The sequence below is a fragment of the Falsigemmobacter intermedius genome (genome assembly GCF_004054105.1).
Classification (GTDB): Bacteria; Pseudomonadota; Alphaproteobacteria; order Rhodobacterales; family Rhodobacteraceae; genus Wagnerdoeblera; species Wagnerdoeblera intermedia.
On the sequence record NZ_SBLC01000021.1, the window covers coordinates 18,753 to 36,916 of the forward strand.

General features: G+C 63.0%; 18 protein-coding genes. 15 read left to right on the top strand and 3 right to left on the bottom strand.

What is annotated here, in order from left to right; translation table 11 throughout:
• The first annotated feature begins 161 nt into the window (after nucleotides 1-161).
• The 5 genes from EP867_RS13685 to EP867_RS13705 all read left to right on the top strand — a co-directional run bounded on the left by EP867_RS13685 (nucleotide 162) and on the right by EP867_RS13705 (nucleotide 3,504).
• Nucleotides 162-1,313: a glycosyltransferase 61 family protein gene (locus EP867_RS13685; RefSeq protein ID WP_194085564.1), complete on the top strand. Its 1,152-nt coding sequence runs from the start codon at nucleotides 162-164 to the stop codon at nucleotides 1,311-1,313.
• Nucleotides 1,314-1,423: 110 nt separating this feature from the next.
• Nucleotides 1,424-2,203, top strand: a complete 780-nt coding sequence (locus tag EP867_RS13690) for a succinate dehydrogenase iron-sulfur subunit (RefSeq protein ID WP_124964652.1) — start codon at nucleotides 1,424-1,426, stop codon at nucleotides 2,201-2,203.
• Between the two features lie 144 nt (nucleotides 2,204-2,347).
• Complete coding sequence (locus tag EP867_RS13695; RefSeq protein ID WP_128490052.1) at nucleotides 2,348-2,842, top strand: GNAT family N-acetyltransferase; 495 nt, start codon at nucleotides 2,348-2,350, stop codon at nucleotides 2,840-2,842.
• A 134-nt stretch (nucleotides 2,843-2,976) separates the two neighbouring features.
• The gene (locus EP867_RS13700) at nucleotides 2,977-3,159 is read left to right on the top strand and encodes a hypothetical protein (protein WP_128490053.1); all 183 of its coding nucleotides are present in this window, start codon (nucleotides 2,977-2,979) and stop codon (nucleotides 3,157-3,159) included.
• A 105-nt stretch (nucleotides 3,160-3,264) separates the two neighbouring features.
• Nucleotides 3,265-3,504: a DUF982 domain-containing protein gene (locus EP867_RS13705; protein ID WP_241656912.1), complete on the top strand. Its 240-nt coding sequence runs from the start codon at nucleotides 3,265-3,267 to the stop codon at nucleotides 3,502-3,504.
• A 54-nt stretch (nucleotides 3,505-3,558) separates the two neighbouring features.
• On the opposite strand, the gene gdhA is transcribed toward EP867_RS13705, so the two are convergent.
• Nucleotides 3,559-4,920 carry an NADP-specific glutamate dehydrogenase gene (gene gdhA, locus EP867_RS13710; RefSeq protein ID WP_128490055.1) on the bottom strand — a complete coding sequence of 454 codons (1,362 nt, stop codon included), beginning with the start codon at nucleotides 4,918-4,920 and terminating at the stop codon, nucleotides 3,559-3,561.
• A gap of 320 nt (nucleotides 4,921-5,240) precedes the next feature.
• Between gdhA and EP867_RS13715 the strand changes: the two genes are divergently transcribed.
• The 3 genes from EP867_RS13715 to EP867_RS13725 all read left to right on the top strand — a co-directional run bounded on the left by EP867_RS13715 (nucleotide 5,241) and on the right by EP867_RS13725 (nucleotide 9,603).
• Nucleotides 5,241-7,001 carry an ABC transporter transmembrane domain-containing protein gene (locus EP867_RS13715; RefSeq protein WP_128490056.1) on the top strand — a complete coding sequence of 587 codons (1,761 nt, stop codon included), beginning with the start codon at nucleotides 5,241-5,243 and terminating at the stop codon, nucleotides 6,999-7,001.
• Between the two features lie 115 nt (nucleotides 7,002-7,116).
• Nucleotides 7,117-7,560 carry a peptidoglycan-binding protein LysM gene (lysM, locus tag EP867_RS13720; RefSeq protein WP_128490057.1) on the top strand — a complete coding sequence of 148 codons (444 nt, stop codon included), beginning with the start codon at nucleotides 7,117-7,119 and terminating at the stop codon, nucleotides 7,558-7,560.
• 141 nt (nucleotides 7,561-7,701) lie between these two features.
• Complete coding sequence (locus EP867_RS13725) at nucleotides 7,702-9,603, top strand: acyl-CoA synthetase (RefSeq protein WP_128490058.1); 1,902 nt, start codon at nucleotides 7,702-7,704, stop codon at nucleotides 9,601-9,603.
• Between the two features lie 22 nt (nucleotides 9,604-9,625).
• On the opposite strand, the gene EP867_RS13730 is transcribed toward EP867_RS13725, so the two are convergent.
• Nucleotides 9,626-11,248 (bottom strand): ABC transporter substrate-binding protein, encoded by a 1,623-nt coding sequence (locus EP867_RS13730; RefSeq protein WP_128490059.1) that lies wholly within the window; start codon nucleotides 11,246-11,248, stop codon nucleotides 9,626-9,628.
• A gap of 60 nt (nucleotides 11,249-11,308) precedes the next feature.
• On the bottom strand, nucleotides 11,309-12,211 hold the full coding sequence (miaA, locus tag EP867_RS13735; protein WP_164888873.1) for a tRNA (adenosine(37)-N6)-dimethylallyltransferase MiaA: 903 nt from the start codon (nucleotides 12,209-12,211) through the stop codon (nucleotides 11,309-11,311).
• 103 nt (nucleotides 12,212-12,314) lie between these two features.
• Between miaA and pyrH the strand changes: the two genes are divergently transcribed.
• From pyrH to EP867_RS19845, 7 genes are all read left to right on the top strand, one after another.
• Nucleotides 12,315-13,061, top strand: a complete 747-nt coding sequence (pyrH, locus tag EP867_RS13740; protein WP_128490061.1) for a UMP kinase — start codon at nucleotides 12,315-12,317, stop codon at nucleotides 13,059-13,061.
• A gap of 157 nt (nucleotides 13,062-13,218) precedes the next feature.
• Nucleotides 13,219-13,782, top strand: coding sequence for a ribosome recycling factor (gene frr / locus EP867_RS13745; RefSeq protein WP_128490062.1), 564 nt, complete (start codon nucleotides 13,219-13,221; stop codon nucleotides 13,780-13,782).
• Between the two features lie 25 nt (nucleotides 13,783-13,807).
• Nucleotides 13,808-14,506 (top strand): polyprenyl diphosphate synthase, encoded by a 699-nt coding sequence (uppS, locus tag EP867_RS13750; RefSeq protein ID WP_128490063.1) that lies wholly within the window; start codon nucleotides 13,808-13,810, stop codon nucleotides 14,504-14,506.
• Nucleotides 14,506-15,297 carry a phosphatidate cytidylyltransferase gene (locus EP867_RS13755; RefSeq protein ID WP_128490064.1) on the top strand — a complete coding sequence of 264 codons (792 nt, stop codon included), beginning with the start codon at nucleotides 14,506-14,508 and terminating at the stop codon, nucleotides 15,295-15,297. The genes uppS and EP867_RS13755 overlap by 1 nt, the downstream gene beginning before the upstream one ends.
• A 2-nt stretch (nucleotides 15,298-15,299) precedes the next feature.
• Nucleotides 15,300-16,472: a 1-deoxy-D-xylulose-5-phosphate reductoisomerase gene (gene dxr / locus EP867_RS13760; protein WP_128490065.1), complete on the top strand. Its 1,173-nt coding sequence runs from the start codon at nucleotides 15,300-15,302 to the stop codon at nucleotides 16,470-16,472.
• A 9-nt stretch (nucleotides 16,473-16,481) separates the two neighbouring features.
• Nucleotides 16,482-17,816 (top strand): RIP metalloprotease RseP, encoded by a 1,335-nt coding sequence (gene rseP, locus EP867_RS13765; protein WP_128490066.1) that lies wholly within the window; start codon nucleotides 16,482-16,484, stop codon nucleotides 17,814-17,816.
• 84 nt (nucleotides 17,817-17,900) lie between these two features.
• Entirely contained in the window at nucleotides 17,901-18,050 is a 150-nt protein-coding gene (locus tag EP867_RS19845) for a hypothetical protein (RefSeq protein WP_164888874.1), read from the top strand.
• The last annotated feature ends 114 nt before the right edge of the window (nucleotides 18,051-18,164 follow it).

The following is an 18,164-nucleotide window of genomic DNA, read 5'->3' on the forward strand; positions in this document are numbered from 1 at the left end:
CGGGCCGGCTCCTTCACAGCGCGGGGAGCGGGATGAGCGGGCTTCTTACCAGATGGACAGGGCGGACTTCCGCTGCGGTGCCTCAGGCACCGGCAGCCGCGCCTTGCCCGCCGGTCAGAGCGCACAGCTATGCCCGCAGCGGCCGCAGGCTGCGGCCGATGATGTCCTTCCGCGACGTCGTGGTCGGCCCGCCTCTGGCGCGGGAAGCACCAGGCGTTGCCTGGCCGCAGTTTGACCGCCAGCATGCCGCGCGCCATCTGCGCCGCGGGGTGCCGGTCTGCCGCGCGCCTGAGGCTGCCACTGTGGTCGGAGAGATTGGAGAGGCGGTCTTTATCGGCGCCTATGACAATCACTTCGGCCATTTTGCAGCCGAAAGCGCGCCGCGCCTGTTGCAGTCGCTGAGCGAAAAGGGCGGCCTGCCGTTCCTTTTCACCTCGGCGCAGCCTGTGGACCGCAAAGCTGTGGCCCCGGCCTTTCAGGCGGTCACTGACTGGTTTGGCCTTGCGCCAAAGCAGATGCGCTTTGTTCATCAGCCGCACCGCGTGGCGACCCTCTGGATGGCCGGGCAGGGTGAGGATGTGAACGGGCCGGTGGTCAGTGAAGCTTACCTCGACCTTCTCGATGCCCATGCCGCCTCGCGCGGGGTTGCGGCCTCTCGGGTGTCGGGCGTGGTCTATGTCGGCCGGCATAAGCTGGCGCCGCGTCTGGGCGGGCATGCGGGCGAGAGCTATCTTGCCGGCTGTCTGGCGCAGATCGGGGTGAAGGTCCTGGCACCGGAAACCCTGCCTCTGCGCGATCAGCTTCTCGCCTATGCGGGCGCAGAGCGTCTGATCTTTGCGGAAGGCTCTGCGGTGCATGGCCGTCAGCTGATCGGACGGGCGGCCCAGGCGATAGATGTGCTGGTACGCCGCCGTTACTGGCGGATGGCCGAAAGCCAGCTTTCGCCGCGCTGCGATGCGCTTGGCTATATTCCGGTCAGCGCTCAGGTGCTGCAGTTCCTTGGCCAGGACGCAAAGCCCTATGTCCACAGCGGCATGGCGCTTTATGACCTGGAGGTGCTCTTTGACTACTTCGCCCAGATCGGCCTCGATCTGGCGCAGGTCTGGCAGCAGAGCGCTTATGAGGCGGCCCGCGACCGCAGCGTGCTGGACTGGATCGCGGGTCTTTATGAGCCGGATCTGCCGCCCTTTGCCCGCGCCTGGAACGGCATTGGCCATTTTGAACGGGTGCTGACCGAAGCCGGTCTCCCCCATCTGATCCCCGAGGCTCGCCAGATCCTCGACAAAGCTGCGTGGAAAGGGGTTTATCCGTGACCGGATCTGCTCCCATGGCCATGAGGGTGGCCCGCGCAAACTTCAAATCCGTGCCGGAGCCGTCGCTCCCGTGCCGTTGTTCATCTCTGCGAAACTGAAGGAACCCCTGCATGGTCCAGTTCACGCTTCCCAAAAACTCGAAGATCCGCACGGGCAAAACCTGGCCCAAGCCGGAAGGCGCAAAGAACCTCCGCAAGTTCCAGATCTACCGCTGGAGCTCGGAAGACGGGCAGAACCCTTCGGTTGATACCTATTTCATCGATCTCGATGACTGCGGCCCGATGGTGCTTGATGCGCTGATCTACATCAAAAACAACATCGATCCGACGCTGTCGTTCCGCCGTTCCTGCCGCGAAGGCATCTGTGGCTCCTGCGCGATGAACATCGACGGGATCAACACCCTCGCCTGCATCTACGGCTTGGATGAAGTGAAGGGCGATGTCCGCATCTATCCGCTGCCGCATATGCCGGTGGTGCGCGACCTGATCCCGGATCTGACGCATTTCTATGCCCAGCATGCCTCGATCATGCCCTGGCTGGAAACCGCGACCAACACCCCGGCCAAAGAGTGGCGTCAGTCGATCGAAGACCGCAAGAAGCTCGACGGTCTTTATGAATGCGTGATGTGTGCCTCCTGCTCGACCTCCTGCCCGAGCTACTGGTGGAACTCGGACAAATACCTCGGCCCGGCAGCGCTGCTGCACGCCTACCGCTGGATCATCGACTCGCGCGATGAAGCCACCGGCCAGCGCCTGGATGAGCTGGAAGATCCCTTCAAGCTCTATCGCTGCCACACCATCATGAACTGCGCCAAGACCTGCCCGAAGGGTCTGAACCCGGCAGAGGCCATTGCGCAGATCAAAAAGATGATGGTTGAGCGCGCGGCCTGATCGCGCTGAACCTGTGCCCGTCAGCCCCGGCCCGGAGATCTCCCGGCCGGGGTTTTTCTTTGCGGGTGCAACCACAAATCCTGTCGATTTTTCTCGGTCCGTTCTTATATCGACTGAGTTGATACTGATCCGGAGTAAGGCGCGATGGAAATCAGACCCGAGAACCGCAGAGAAAGTGATCAGATTTCCGCGCTGATTACTGCGGCTTTTGAGACCGCGCCGCATAGCGACGGCACGGAGGCCGCGATCGTTCAGCGTCTGCGTGAAGCGGGCGGCCTGAGCCTCTCTCTGGTGGCGCATGACGGGGCAGAGATCCTTGGGCATATCGCGTTTTCGCCGGTCACCATCACGGCTGAGCCTGGTGGCTGGTATGGTCTGGCACCGCTTTCCGTGCGGCCGGATATGCAGGGGCAGGGCGTGGGATCGGCGCTCCTGCGCGAGGGGCTTTCGCTGCTGCGCAGTCGCGGGGCGGCGGGGGTCGTGGTCCTGGGCGATCCGGGATACTATGGGCGCTTTGGCTTTGCATCTCATGAGGGCCTCACCTTCACCGGCCCGCCGCCTGAGTATTTTCAGGCGCTGAGCTTTGGGGACAGCGTGCCTTCGGGAGAGGTGGCCTACCATCCGGCCTTCTTGGGTTGAAGCGCGGGGGGGGGGCGATGCCTGCGTCTGGTGCATAGCTCCCCTGCAAGGACAGCTCTCGCAATGCTGCAGTGCAGCGACTATATGCAGTGCAGCACAGACACAGACGTCCAAAGACGCTAACGGAGCCCGCTATGACCCTCTCGCTGACCCATCCTCTCACCGGACTGACCGCTGCGAGCGCGGCAGCAGTGGAGGCAGCCCATGACTCGATGGCTTACTGGCAGGCGCCGAAACTGCAAAAACCGCGTCGTGAGGCCAGCCGCGCCCCCGCGCAGACCGAAGCGCTCGATCAGATGTTCGCCTACTTCGGCTGAAACTGACGCTCTGATCCTGACGGCCCTGCGGCATTCCGCAGGGCTTTCGCATGCGCGAAGCGGCCTCTTGAAAGCGGCAGGGCACATCCCCATCTGTCAGAGATGATGGAAGTACATTGGGGAGCACCCCTGCGATTCACCGTCACCACCGAGGGTGACACTATATCCGTAACCACGATCGAAAGCGCGCGCTGGCTGCTTGAACGCAAATGGCCGGTCGCAGATGAAAGCCGGATGACGGCTTTACGGCGCATCGATCAGGCGATGGAGTGCCTTGCACCCGTTGCCGCCGCGCGGGAGGCTTTTGTCTCTGCGGCACAGACCGCCGGTTATCATCCGGCATAAGAAAAGCCGCGGGAAGATCCCCCGCGGCTTTGTTATTTTTAAAAGGGTCGGTGATCAGATCACGCCCAGAGCGCGCATCGCTTCGGCCACTTTGACGAAGCCTGCGATATTGGCGCCCGACACATAGTCGCCCGGCACGCCGTATTCATCGGCGGTCGCATAGCAGGTGTCGTGGATGTTTTTCATGATCGTCGCCAGGCGGCCTTCGGTCTGTTCAAAGGTCCAGCTGTCGCGCGAGGCGTTCTGCTGCATCTCCAGCGCCGAGGTGGCCACGCCGCCTGCGTTGGCAGCTTTGCCCGGTGCAAACATGACACCGGCTTCCTGGAAGACGCGGACCGCATCCGGGGTCGAGGGCATGTTTGCGCCTTCACCCACAGCGATCACGCCGTTTTTCACCAGAGCTTTCGCATCACGGCCGGTCAGTTCGTTCTGCGTGGCCGAAGGCATGGCGACGTCGCAGGCGACATCCCAGATCGAGCCGTCACCGGCTTTGACAAAGTAAACGCCTTTGCCTTCGCCTTTGATGCGCAGGTAGTCCGAAATGCGGGCGCGGCGGACGAGTTTGAGCTCTTTGATCAGCTCAAGATCGATGCCGTTTTCATCGACGATATAGCCCGAGCTGTCGGACATCGCGATGACTTTGCCGCCGAAGGAGTGAACCTTCTCAACCGTGAAGATCGCAACGTTGCCCGAGCCGGACACGACCACTTTCTTGCCGTCGAAGGAGGTGCCTTTGGTGCCCAGCATCGACTGCACGAAATAGGTGTTGCCGTAGCCGGTTGCTTCCGTGCGGGCGCGCGAGCCACCGTAGAACAGCGCCTTGCCGGTCAGCACGCCTGCCTCAAAGCGGTTGTTCAGGCGCTTATACTGGCCGAACATATAGCCGATCTCGCGACCGCCCACGCCGATGTCGCCTGCCGGAACGTCGGTGTATTCACCGATGTGGCGGTGCAGCTCGGTCATGAAGCTCTGGCAGAAGCGCATGATTTCGCGGTCCGACTTGCCCTTGGGGTCAAAGTCCGAGCCGCCTTTGCCGCCGCCGATCGGCATGCCGGTCAGTGCGTTTTTGAAGGTCTGCTCAAAGCCGAGGAACTTGATGATCCCGACGTTGACCGAAGGGTGGAAGCGGATGCCGCCTTTATAGGGGCCAAGTGCCGAGTTGAACTGCACGCGGAAGGCGCGGTTGATCTGCACATTGCCCGCATCATCGATCCACGGAACGCGGAAGATGATCTGACGCTCGGGCTCGCAGATGCGCTCGATGAGGGCATCATCGAAGAAATCCGGGCGTTTTGCGACCACGCGGCCAAGGCTTTCGAGCACTTCGCGGACGGCCTGGTGGAACTCCGGCTCGCCCGCGTTACGTCGGATGACATCCGCGAGGATGAGTTCGAGTTTCTCGTCGAGTTGCGGCATTCCGGGGCTCCTTGAGTCACTTTCGCCTGTTGCTTAGGCGGACCTGAGGGGCGCTAATCCCTTTTTTGAGCAATGTGAAGATGACGCTTTGCCCATCGCATATAAATTTTGCCGCATGGCCGCTTTGCGCATCATTATTGCGTAAAACTTGTGCAGAACGTGGGTGACGCGACGTTCGGCGCGTGATTTCAGCCTGGTGATACGCTGTGGCAGCGCTGCCGGATCACCGGTGCGACGATGCGGAGCGCCGCAGACCTTGTCCGGGCCGCGTGAGATGCCTAAACGGAAGCACGGATAATGACGCGAAGGCTGATCCAGAGATGACAGAACCAGTGACCGAACGGGCCCGCTCGAAACGTGTCGGGGCGCTGCGGGTGCTCGGACCCTATCTTGCACCCTACCGCCTGACCGCTCTGGGGGCAGGGCTTGCGCTGGTGGTCACCGCCTCCGTTTCGCTGGCGCTGCCGCTTGCGGTGCGTTTTGTCGTGGATGCCTTTGGCGACGGCGCTGAAATTCTGGATCGCTACTTCCTGATCGCTGTGGCGCTGGCGGGTCTGCTCGCGCTTGGGACCGGGGCGCGGTTTTATCTGGTCACCCGTCTGGGGGAACGCGTTGTGGCAGACATCCGCCGCGCGCTCTTTGACCGGGTTCTGGGGCTCTCCCCCTCCTTCTACGAGCGGATGATGACGGGAGAGGTGATCAGCCGCCTCACCACCGACACCACGCTGATCCTTTCCGTGATCGGCTCTTCGGTCTCGGTGGCGCTGCGCAATGTGCTGACGCTGATCGGCGGGCTGGTGCTTCTGGCACTGACCTCTCTCAAGCTGACCGGTCTGGTTCTTCTTCTGGTGCCGCTGGTTGTGGTGCCGATCATCTTCCTGGGCCGCCGTCTGCGCGGCCTGTCGCGCGAAGCGCAGGACTGGATCGCGCGTTCGTCGGGCAATGCCTCTGAGGCGCTGCTGGCCGTTCAGACCGTTCAGGCCTTCAGCCATGAAGCCGAGAGCCGCAAGGGCTTTGCCGCGCTGACCGAGCGGGCATTTGACGTCACCATGCGTCGGATCCGGGCGCGGGCTTTCATGACGATGATCGTGATTTTCCTGATCTTCTCAGGCATCGTCGGCATTCTGTGGATCGGGGCCAATGACGTGCGCAGCGGCGTCATGACTGCCGGTGAACTGGTGCAGTTCGTCATCTGTGCGGTTCTGGTGGCGGGCTCCGTCGGCGCACTTTCTGAGATCTGGGGCGAGTTGCAGCGCGCGGCAGGCGCTTCTGAGCGGCTGAGCGAGCTTTTGTCCTCGGAAGACAGCGTGAGCGATCCTGAAAACCCGGTTGCCCTGCCGGCGGATCCGAAAGGCGAAATCCGCTTTGAAGGCGTTGGCTTCCGCTATCCCTCGCGCCCCGATCAGGCGGCGCTGGAGGATGTGTCGCTGACCGTGATGCCCGGCGAGACCGTGGCGCTGGTCGGCCCCTCGGGGGCGGGCAAGACCACGATTTTGCAGTTGTTGCTGCGGTTTTATGACCCGCAGGAGGGCGCGATCCGCCTCGACGGGATTGATCTGCGTGACATGACCCGCGCTGAATATCGCCGCGCCCTGGCGCTGGTGCCGCAGGATCCGGTGATCTTTGGCACGACCATCGCCGAAAATATCCTCTTTGGCCGCCCCGATGCCAGCCGGGCAGAGGTTGAGGCTGCGGCCCGCTCTGCGGCGGCGCATGACTTCATCATGGCGCTGCCGAAGGGCTATGACACCGAAGTGGGCGAGCGCGGCATGATGCTCTCGGGCGGTCAGAAACAGCGCATTGCCATCGCGCGGGCGATCCTGCGCGATGCGCCGGTGCTGCTGCTCGATGAGGCCACTTCGGCGCTGGATGCGGAATCGGAGCGGCTGGTTCAGGACGCGGTTGAGCGGTTGTCGCAAAACCGGACCACTCTGGTCGTGGCCCACCGCCTGGCCACCGTGCGCAAAGCCGACCGGATCGTCGTTATGGATCAGGGCCGTATCGTGGCCACCGGCACCCATGATGAACTGGTGGCGGAAGGCGGGCTTTATGCGCGCCTCGCAAAGCTGCAGTTTTCCTGAGCGATCTTTCGCAGGGACGCGATACCCCCCGCCGGGAGCAGTTGCTTTTGGCGGGCGGGGACGCAAAACTCCGCGCATCCTCCGGGATGATCCGGTTTTGTAAGGGAGTGTGCCAATGGGTCTCTGGTCTTTCGTAAAAGACGCAGGAAAGTCGCTTTTCGGTGGCGCGGCTGAAGCCGACGAAGCCCCGAAAGTCGAGAAGCTGAACGAAGAGGTCAAAAACCTCGGCCTCGACGCCAGCGGTGTGGAATTTGCCGTCGAAGGCGACAAAGTCATCGTGAAGGGCAATGCGGTCAGCCAGGAAGTGAAAGAAAAGCTGATCCTGGCCGTCGGCAACGTGGCAGGCGTCGCTTCTGTCGAAGCGGAAGATGTGGACGGTGATCTGGCAGAGGAGCCGGTCTTTCACACCGTGGTCAAGGGCGACACCCTTTCGGCCATTGCAAAAAAGACCCTCGGCAATGCAAACCGCTACAACGAAATCTTCGAGGCGAACCGCCCGATGCTGAGCCATCCGGATAAGATCTATCCCGGCCAGGTCCTGCGCATTCCGCAGAAGTAAACTCAACGGACCGCGCGGGGCAAAATGCCGCGCGGTCTTCTCCGGCTCCCGCTGCGTCAAGTCTTGCGCGATGCCGCCTTTCCGCCCAGGCTCACCCATGAGCGGTCGGGGAGCCGCGCGGGACTGAGATCGGGGGGAACTATGGCAGGACTGGCCACGCTTGCGGACCGTGACGCGATTGAAGCTGAGATGCCATGGAGCGCGCGCGACGTGCCCGCGACAATCTATGGCTTCCTTTCCGATATTGCGCGGCGTGTTCCCGACAGTCCGGCTCTGACCTTTCAGCTGACGGCCGCAAGTGCTGCGGATCGCTCTCAGACGGTGACCTGGGGTGAGATGCTGGGGTGGGTGACGCGGGCCGCCAATCTGTTCCGCAGCCTTGGTGTGGGGGAAAAGGATGTGGTGGCCTATGTGCTGCCCAACAGCCTTGAGACCGCCGTGACGCTGATCGCAGGTTCCGTTGCGGGGATCGTGAACCCGATCAACCCCCTGCTTGAGCCTGAGCAGATTGCCGCGATCCTGCGCGAAAGCGGGGCGAAGGTTGTCGTCACCCTCAAGGCTTTTCCGAAGACCGATGTGCCGCAGAAAGTGGCTAAAGCCATCGCGCTCGCCCCCGGCGTGCAGACAGTGCTTGAGGTTGACCTCAACGGCTATCTGGGCTTTCCGAAGAACGTGATCGTGCCGCTGATCCGGCCGAAGAACCCGGTGGCGCATCGCGCCAAGGTGCTGGATTTTCGCGCCGCCTGCTCCGCGCAGCCTGCCGGTCATCTGACCTTTGCAGACAGCGCGGGCGACCGTGTGGCGGCTTATTTCCATACCGGCGGCACCACCGGCATGCCCAAAGTCGCGCAGCACAAATACTCCGGCATGATCTACAACGGCTGGCTGGGCGGACATCTGCTTTTCACGCCGAAAGACGTTCTGATGTGCCCGCTGCCGCTCTTTCACGTCTTTGCCGCCTATCCGATTTTGATGAGTGCCATAGCCTCGGGGGCACATGTGATTTTCCCGACCCCTGCGGGCTATCGCGGGGAAGGCGTCTTCGACAATTTCTGGAAGCTTGTTGAGCGCTATAAGGTGACCTTCATGATCACCGTCCCCACCGCGATTGCAGCGCTGATGCAGCGCCCGGTGGATGCGGATGTCTCGACCCTGCGGATGGCAATCTCGGGTTCGGCCCCCCTGCCGGTGGAGCTTTACAACCGCTTCAAGGCCGCAACCGGGGTCGAGATTGCCGAAGGGTACGGGCTGACCGAATGCACCTGTCTGGTCTCGGTCAATCCGATTGAGGGGGCAAAGAAGGTCGGCTCTGTCGGCATAGCTTTCCCCTATACGGAAGTGAAAATCCTGCAGAAAACCCCTGAGGGTTTTCGCGAATGCGAGCGTGATGAGGTGGGCGAGATCTGCGTCTCAAACCCCGGCGTCTTTGAAGGCTCGACCTATACGGAGATCGACAAGAACCGCGATCTCTTTGCCGAAGGCCGCTTTCTGCGCACGGGCGATCTGGGGCGGATGGATGAGGATGGCTATCTCTGGATCACCGGGCGGGCCAAGGATCTGATCATCCGCGGTGGCCATAACATCGACCCCGCGGTCATCGAAGATGCGCTTTTGAAGCATGAAAGCGTGGCCTTTGCCGGGGCCATCGGTCAGCCGGACCCGCATGCGGGCGAATTGCCCTGCGTTTATGTTGAGCTTGTCGCCGGGGCTGAGACCACGGTCGAAGATCTTGCGGCTTTTGCGGCCTCAGCCATTACCGAGCGGGCGGCGGTCCCGAAGTTCATCGGGATCCTGCCGGATCTGCCGAAGACCGCCGTGGGCAAGATTTTCAAACCGGATCTGCGCCGCCTTGCGATCACCCGCGTTTACGATGCGGCCCTCGCGGCTGCGGGTCTCACGGCCCGCGTCACCTCGGTGATCGAGGATAGAAAGCGCGGCCTGGTCGCCCAGGTTGAGGCCGATCCCGCCACCAGCGACGGGGCCGTCCGCCGCGTCCTTGGGGATTACACCATCGCTTATGACCTGAACCGGCCCGGGGCCTGAGCCGGTCCCCTTAGGGCAGGGATCAGTCTTTGCCCTGAGAAGGATCAAGCGGCGGATCGCGCCACCAGGTCGTGTGGTGGTGCTCAAACATCGGATGAACCTGTGCGCCGAAGATCTGCGGCGCACTGTGACGGCTCAGATCGCGCCAGAAGGGCTGGATGATCACGAAGCTTTCGCGCAGCCGCTTCTGCAGTTCCGCCATGACCGGCCTGCGGGCCACATCGTCGCGGATCGCCAGCGCGTCATCGAGCAGGCGGTCAAATTTGGGATCTGCAAAGCCGGTCTCATTCCAGGCTGAACTGCTGCGATAGGCGAGCGCGAGCGACTGGATCCCGAGAGGGCGCATGTTCCATTCAGTCACCGACCAGGGATGCGCGCGCCATCCTTCCCAAAAGGTTTCAAGCGGCAGCCGTTTGCGTCTGACCCTGATCCCGGCATCCAGGCACTGCACCGCGATGGCATCAGCGCTCAGCGCCTGCCAGTCATCATCAAGCGAGATCAGCTCAAACTCGTGATCCGCCATCCCCGCTTCGCGCAGAAGCTGCAGGGCGCGCTCGCGGTCCGGCTCCGGCAAAGGAGGCTGGGGGGCGTAATCGGGATGGGCGGGCCAGACGTGATCATTTGCAGCGACCGCGCCGCGCCCGGCCAGGCCAAGCTCCAGCACCACACGGTTGTCGGTAACCAGGGTCAGCGCCTCACGCACGCGAATGTCGCTGTAGACCGGATCGCGCAGGTTAAACCGCGCGGTCAGTGTCGCCGCACTGGCCATGACCGATGGATTCCACCCCAGCGCAGTAAGTTGCGGCGCAAGATCTGCGGCCGTGTCATCGGTCAGATCGATCAGACCTGCGGCAGCGGCCTCGCCGATCCGCCCCGGTGCAGCGCCGGTGTCGATATATTCAATCGTCTCCAGAAAGGCGCCCTGACCGCGCCCCCACCAATGGGCATCCTGGCGGCGCAACACCGCGCGTTTTCCCGCCTCGTAGCTTTCCGGCAGATAGGGCCCGGTGCCGACAGGGGCGCTGAGCATGGTCTCTTCGCTGAACCCCGGATGCACGATGGCGGCCGGATAATCCGCCAGCCCCGCCAGAAGCGTGGCATCCGGTCGCAGCAGATGCAGCTCCAGCGACAGGGGATCGCGCACCCGGATCGCAGTCTCCGCCGCGCGTCCGGTTTCGGGATCGATTAATGCCGCAAGCCGGGCAGCCATGGAATTGCCGGGCACATGGCTGTCACACCAGCGCCGCAGGTTGAAGGCGACATCTTCCGCGGTCAGTGCCTCGCCATTCGACCAGCGCACGCCCGGACGCAGCCAGAGCGCGATCCGCCGCGTGTCTTCCGAGACCTCCCAGCGCTCAAGAAGCTTCGGGTGAAACTGCCCGTCGGTGTCATATTCCAGCAGATATTCCAGCCAGCCCCGGGTGAAATTCGTCATCTGAGACCGCGTGGCGAGCATCGGGTCGCGCAGCGCCGACAGCGTCATCTGCACCCGGATCCGCCCGCCGCTCAGAGGCATCGCCGCCTGCGCCTGACCTGCGTCCAGCATCAGGCCCAGGCCGGCCAGACCGCTGAGATGCAGGAAGTCCCGGCGGCTGGCGGGTGGGAAAGGGGGCGCAACCGGGGGGCGGGCAGGGCGGCGGGTCATCGGCGGGCTCCGGCAGGAAGGATGCCGTCAGTCTAGCCCTTTGCCGCCCTGAGAGGAAGCTCAGGGCAGGGAAATCACCGGCCAGTGACCCAGACGGTTGCGCATCCAGGTCCGCTGGCGCTTGGCATATTGCCGCGTCGCGGTGCAGGCCGCGTCGCGCGCCTCCTGGAGCGAGATCTCTCCGCGCAGATGCGCCACCAGTTCCGGAGCGCCGATGGCCCGCGCCCAGGGGCGCTCAGGCGCCCAGTGGTCCAGCGCCGCGCGCGCCTCCTCAAGCGCCCCGTCACGAATCATCTGATCAAAGCGCTGATCGATGCGGGCCCCGAGCCACTCTGCCTCCGGCATCAGCACCAGCGTCTGCGCCTGCTCCGGCGGCAGGACCGCGGGCCCGGTCTCCGCCTGCCAGGCCGCCAGTCCGCGCCCGGTGGTGCGCAGCACCTCCCAGGCCCGCTGCACCCGGGCGGGGTTGCGCTGATCTATCCGCGCAGCCGTCGCCGCATCCAGATCGCGCAGCATCCCCTCGTGACCTTCCGTCGCACGCCGCAGATCCGCCTCAGCGCGGATCTCAGCGGGCACCGGCGGGATCTCTGCAAGACCCGCCGTCAGTGCGGTAAAGTTCAGACCCGTCCCGCCCACAATGACCGGACGCGGATCCTGCTTCAGATAGGCCGCGACCTCACGCAGCCAGTGCCCTGTGGAATAGGCCTCATTCCGGCCGATATGGCCGTAAAGGTGATGCGGCGCGCGGCTTTCGTCCCCGACACAGGGCCGCGCCGAAAGCGCCCGCCAGCTGTCATAGACCTGCAAAGCATCGGCATTCACAATGGCACGGCCCTGGGCTTCGGCCAGCCGCAGCGCCAGCCCCGATTTGCCGCTCGCCGTCGGGCCCGCGATCAGAACCGGCTTTTCCGGCGAAACATCGCGCAGGAACCGCGCGAAAGGGTCAGGAAGATCGTTGAACATTACGCCGTTTTCGACCATTTTGCGCGCCAGTCAACCAGGCAGGCTGCGGAAGCGACCGCAGCCGCCTGTCACAGCGAACAGTTTTAAGACGGAGAGCCAGGGCATGAGCACCATCACCGGGGCGGATGAAGCACGCGGCGGTGTGACCTACAAGCGGGTCATGCTGAAGATTTCAGGCGAAGCCCTGATGGGGGACCAGGGCTTCGGCCTGCATCCGCCGACCGTTCAGCGCATCGCCGAAGAGGTGAAGGCCTGCCACGATCTCGGCGTTGAGATCTGCATGGTCATCGGCGGCGGCAATATCTTCCGTGGCCTTGCCGGCTCCGCCCAGGGCATGGAGCGCACCACGGCCGATTACATGGGCATGCTTGCCACGGTGATGAATGCGCTCGCCATGCAATCCGCCCTCGAAGGCCTCGGCGTCTTCACCCGCGTGATCTCGGCCATCCCGATGGATCAGGTCTGCGAACCCTATATCCGCCGCCGCGCCGTGCGCCACCTTGAGAAAAAGCGCGTCTGCATCTTCGCAGCCGGCACCGGTAACCCCTATTTCACCACCGATACCGCAGCCACACTGCGCGCGAATGAAATGGGCTGTGAGGCCGTCTTCAAAGGCACCAAGGTGGACGGCGTCTACGACAAAGATCCGAAGAAATTCGCCGATGCCGTGCGCTATGAAACCGTCTCCTATGATGAAGCGCTCGAGAAAAACCTCGGCGTCATGGATGCAACGGCCATCGCGCTTTCGCGCGACAACAAACTGCCGATCATCGTCTTCTCGCTCGATGAGCCGGGCGGTTTCCGCGGCATCCTCGCGGGTAAAGGCACCTACACCACCGTAAAAGGCTGATCTGTCTTTGGCTTTTTAAAAAATACTCCGGGGGCCCGGGGGCAGCGCCCCCGGCCTTTCCAACTCCGTTCCCTTTGACTTTCCTAAAGCCAGGGGGCTAGAACGAAGCAACTGAACGTCGCCGCAGCACGGCTGTGGCCAAAAGAGGGAAATCCCCATGTCCGACGATCTCGACATTGATCTCGATGACCTCGAACGCCGCATGGAAGGCGCCATGGCCGCGCTGCGGACCGAATTCGGCTCGCTGCGCACCGGCCGTGCCTCCGCCAATATCCTTGAGCCCGTCCAGGTCGATGCCTATGGCCAGATGACCCCTGTCAACCAGCTTGGCACCGTCAACGTGCCCGAGCCGCGGATGGTGACCATCAACATCTGGGACAAGGCTATGGTCGGTAAGGTGGAAAAGGCGATCCGCGAGTCGGGCCTTGGCATCAACCCGCAGACCAATGGCACCATCATCATGCTGCCGATCCCGGAGCTGAACGAACAGCGCCGCAAAGAGCTGACCAAAGTTGCTGCCCAATATGCCGAAGGCGCCCGGGTCTCGATCCGCAACGTCCGCCGCGACGGCATGGACCAGGTCAAAAAAGCCAAAGCCGCCGGCATGCCGGAAGACGATCAGAAGATGTATTCTGATGAGATCCAGGCACTGACCGACCGGATGATCTCTGCCGTTGACAAGGCTCTTGAAGCCAAACAACAGGAAATCATGCAGATTTAAGGCCCGCTCGCGAGGAGAGGCCCGGATGCCGTCTGACAAAACCACGCGGCCACAGCATGTGGCCATCATCATGGATGGCAATGGCCGATGGGCCACCGGACGCGGCTGGCCGCGTCTGGTGGGGCACCGCCGCGGGGTGGAAAGGGTGCGCGATATCGTGCAGGCCGCTCCCGACCTCGGCGTGCAATGGCTGACGCTCTATGCCTTCTCCACCGAGAACTGGAAGCGCTCGACCGAAGAAGTTCTCGGGCTGATGAGCCTCTTTTCGCATTACATCCAGCGCGAGGCGGTCAAACTCGCCCGCGAGGGGGTGCGGATGCGCTTTATCGGGGATCGCTCGGGGCTTTCAAACCATCTTCAGGGTCTGATGCGCGACATTGAGGCGCAGACGGCCGGGAACAGCCGGCTGAACCTGACCGTCGCCATCAACTACGGCGGCCGTGATGAGGTTCTGCGCGCATTGCGCCGGCTGGCCGAGCGCGGAGACGAGATCTCGGAAGAGAGCTTCTGTCAGGCGCTCGATACCCATGACATTCCCGATCCCGATCTGGTGATCCGCACCAGCGGCGAGACGCGGGTGAGCAACTTCCTGCTCTGGCAGGCGGCCTATGCCGAATATGAATTCACGCCCACCCTCTGGCCGGATTTTACCGCCGAAGAGCTGGGTCGCATCCTGGACCGGTTCGGCGAGCGCGACCGGCGTTTTGGCGGAGCTCTGGCCTGATGTCCTCTGGTAACTGGGGCGATCTGCGCGCCCGTGTGCTCTCTGCGATCGTGATGGTCGCAGTCGGGGCGGTTGCGATTGCCCTTGGCGGTCCGGTCTGGTCGGCTCTGGTGGTCGTGGTCACGGCGCTGATGATCTGGGAGCTGGCCCGCATCACCGCACCAGAGGATTCCGCCGGGAAGCACCTCGGCGCCGCGCTGCTGGCGGTCCTGTCGCTTGGCGGCCTGCTCAACCAGGGCGGGCAGGTGATGCTTCTTGCGCTGTTCATCGTGCCGCTGGGTTTTGCCTTCACGCCGCGCCGGATGAAATGGGTGGCCGTTCCCTATGCCCTGGCCATTATGACGGCGGGGGCGGGGCTTGTCTCGCTGCGCACCATGGGCGTCACGCCGCTTTTGTGGCTGCTGGCGGTCATCATTGTCTCGGATGTGGCCGGCTACTTTGCAGGCCGCGCCTTTGGCGGTCCGAAATTCTGGCCGGCGATCAGCCCGAAGAAAACCTGGTCGGGCACCGTGGCAGGCTGGATCGGCGCGGCCCTGGTCGGCGCAGGTTTTCACCTCGTCGCAGGTGCGCCGGCGGCTCTGATCTGGCTCTCGCCGCTGGTGGCTTTTGCCGGACAGCTTGGCGATATCCTTGAAAGTTGGCTGAAGCGCCGGGCAGGGATCAAAGACAGCTCCAACCTGATCCCCGGTCATGGCGGCTTTCTGGACCGCTTCGATGCGCTGCTGCTGGCCGCCATGCTGGTCTTTGTGGCGCAGCATATCCTTTATCTCTCGGTCGTGGGGGGCTTCTGACCATGCGCTCAGTCGCAATTTTCGGCGCGACCGGCTCGATCGGGGTCAATACGCTCGATCTGATTGGCCGCGCGCCGCAGGACTATGAAGTTGCCGTGCTGACCGGCGGGCGCAATACGGCGCTTCTCGCTGAACAGGCCAGGCGCCACCGGGCAAAGCTTGCGGTGACGGCGGACGAAAGCCGTTACACGGAGCTGAAAGAACTTCTGTCGGGCAGCGGCACCGAAGTGGCTGCGGGCGCAGAGGCGATCCGCGAGGCGGCTGAGCGTCCCAGCGACTGGACAATGAGCGCGATTGTCGGCGCGGCAGGGCTGGTCCCCTCGCTGGCGACGGTGGAGCGCGGTGGTGCGCTGGCGCTTGCCAATAAGGAAAGCCTCGTCTGCGCAGGCCCGCTTCTGATGAAAACCGCAGAGGCCGCAGGGGCGGAAATTCTGCCTGTCGATTCCGAGCATTCCGCTATTTTTCAATGCCTTGGCGGGCATACTTCAGAAACCGTTGAGAGTGTGACGATCACGGCTTCGGGGGGCGCTTTTCGTGACTGGCCTCTCGAGAAGCTTGCGGCGGCCAGCGTGTCTGAGGCCTCAACCCATCCGAACTTTGCCATGGGGCAGCGCATTACCATCGACAGCGCGACCATGTTTAACAAAGCCATGGAAGTGATTGAGGCTAAAGAGTTCTTTGGCTTTGAAGCAGATCAGATCAATGTGGTGATCCAGCGTGAGCAGATCATCCACGCTCTGGTCACCTTTCACGACGGGGCGATGATGGCGCATCTTGGTGCGCCGGATATGCGCCATGCCATCGGCTATGCGCTGCACTGGCCTGAGCGGCGCTTTGTTCCGGTTGAGCGTGTGGATCTTATCAAACTCGGGCAGCTGACCTTTGCCGCGCCTGACCCCGCCCGTTATCCGGCGCTTGCGCTCGCGGATGAGGTGATGAGATCGGGCGGCCTTTCTGGTGCGGTCTTTAATGCCGCAAAAGAGATCGCCCTCGACCACTTTATTGCCGGAAAGATCGGCTTCACCGATATGGCGCGGGTGGTTGCGGCGACTTTGTCAGCCTGCTCGCGCGAAAGTGGCTATGGAACTGCGGCAGACAGCCTTGAGAAGGTGCTGCAGATGGACCACTTTGCCCGCGTCACTGCGACGGAGCTGATAGCCCGTCACCAGATCTGAGGACGGTCTATGGAATTTTTCGCCCAGTTTCCCGATTTCGGCGGCGGATTGCGCACGCTGGTGGCTTTCGTCGGAGCGCTTTCGGTCATCGTCGCGATCCATGAATATGGCCACTATATCGTCGGTCGCTGGTGCGGGATTAAAGCGGATGTTTTCTCGCTGGGTTTTGGTCCGGTGGTGTTTTCGCGCGTCGACCGTCACGGCACCCGCTGGCAGATTGCCGCGCTTCCGCTGGGTGGCTTTGTTAAGTTCAAAGGCGATGCGGATGCCGCATCGGGCCGTGACGAAGAGGTCATGGCCGCGCTCAGCCCTGAGGCGGCGCGTGACACCATGCATGGCGCGCCGCTCTGGGCCCGGGCGGCCACGGTGGCTGCCGGTCCGGTTTTTAACTTCGTCTTTTCGATCCTGATCTTTGCGGGCATCGCGATTTCGATCGGGATTGCCACCGATGAGGCGCGGATCGGCCAGGTCAAACCGATGCCGGGGGCAGAGCGGCTGCAGGAGGGCGATCTGATCACCGCGCTGAACGGCGCAGCGGTGAAGGATCTGCGCGACTTTGCGACCATTGCGACCGAGCTTCCGGCCGCCCCCTTTGCGGACTACACCCTTGAGCGGGCAGGTCGGGTGATGCAGGTAGAGGGGCCGTTCCCCTTTCCGCCGCTTGCCGATCAGGTCAATCCTGATTCCCCCGCCCAGGACGCGGGGCTGATTGCAGGGGATGTGATCCTTTCGGTCGACGGCACGCCGATTTCCTCTTTCACCGAACTGCGGGAGGCTGTGGCACTTGCGGGCGGGTCGGAGGTGGCGCTGCAGATCTGGCGCGCGGGCGCGCTCCTTGATGTGTCGCTGACGCCGAAGCGGATGGACGTGCCGCGGGCTGAGGGCGGGTTTGAGACCCGCTGGCTGATCGGTGTGACCGGGGGGCTGGCCTTTGTGCCTGAGACCCGCAATGCCGGTCCGGTTGAGGCGCTGCAGATCGGCGTCTCTCAGGTCGGCTCAATCATCAAAACCTCGCTCTCGGGCATGTGGCATATGGTGACCGGCGCGATTTCAAGCTGCAATCTGCGCGGCCCCCTGGGCATTGCGCAAAGCTCTGGAAATGCGGCGGCGCAGGGGTCTTTCACCTTCATCTGGTTCATTGGCATGCTGTCGACGGCGGTGGGGCTGATGAACCTCTTCCCGGTGCCGGTGCTGGATGGCGGCCATCTGGTCTTTCACGCCTGGGAAGCGGTGACCGGCAAGCCGCCGTCAGACCGGGCCTTGCGGGGGCTGATGACGGCGGGGCTGACCATTTTGCTGAGCCTGATGGTCTTTGCGCTTACCAATGATCTTTTCTGCCCGTGACGCCCATAAGTGGCCACAATCCACTGTCATGATGACAACGCCCGCAGACCCTCTGCGGGCGTTGGTCTTCTCTGTGAGGGTGACATGACCGGCTTTGCGCTGAAAAACCGCCGCCACCGCAATCGTCTGCAGCTGTTTCTGGATGTGAATCTGGACCGCATTCTGGTGCCGGGCCTGCTGTTTTTGTGCCTCAGCCTGGCGGTTGTGCTGCTGGAAGGCTCCCGCCCCTTCTGAGCCTTGCCCCCTGGGGGCTGTGGTCGCCTGGCCATAGCTGCGCAGGATCTGTGGTTTTTCCTTTAAGCATTTTGACAAGTTGCACGGGCTCGGTTAGTCAGTCTGAAAACAGGC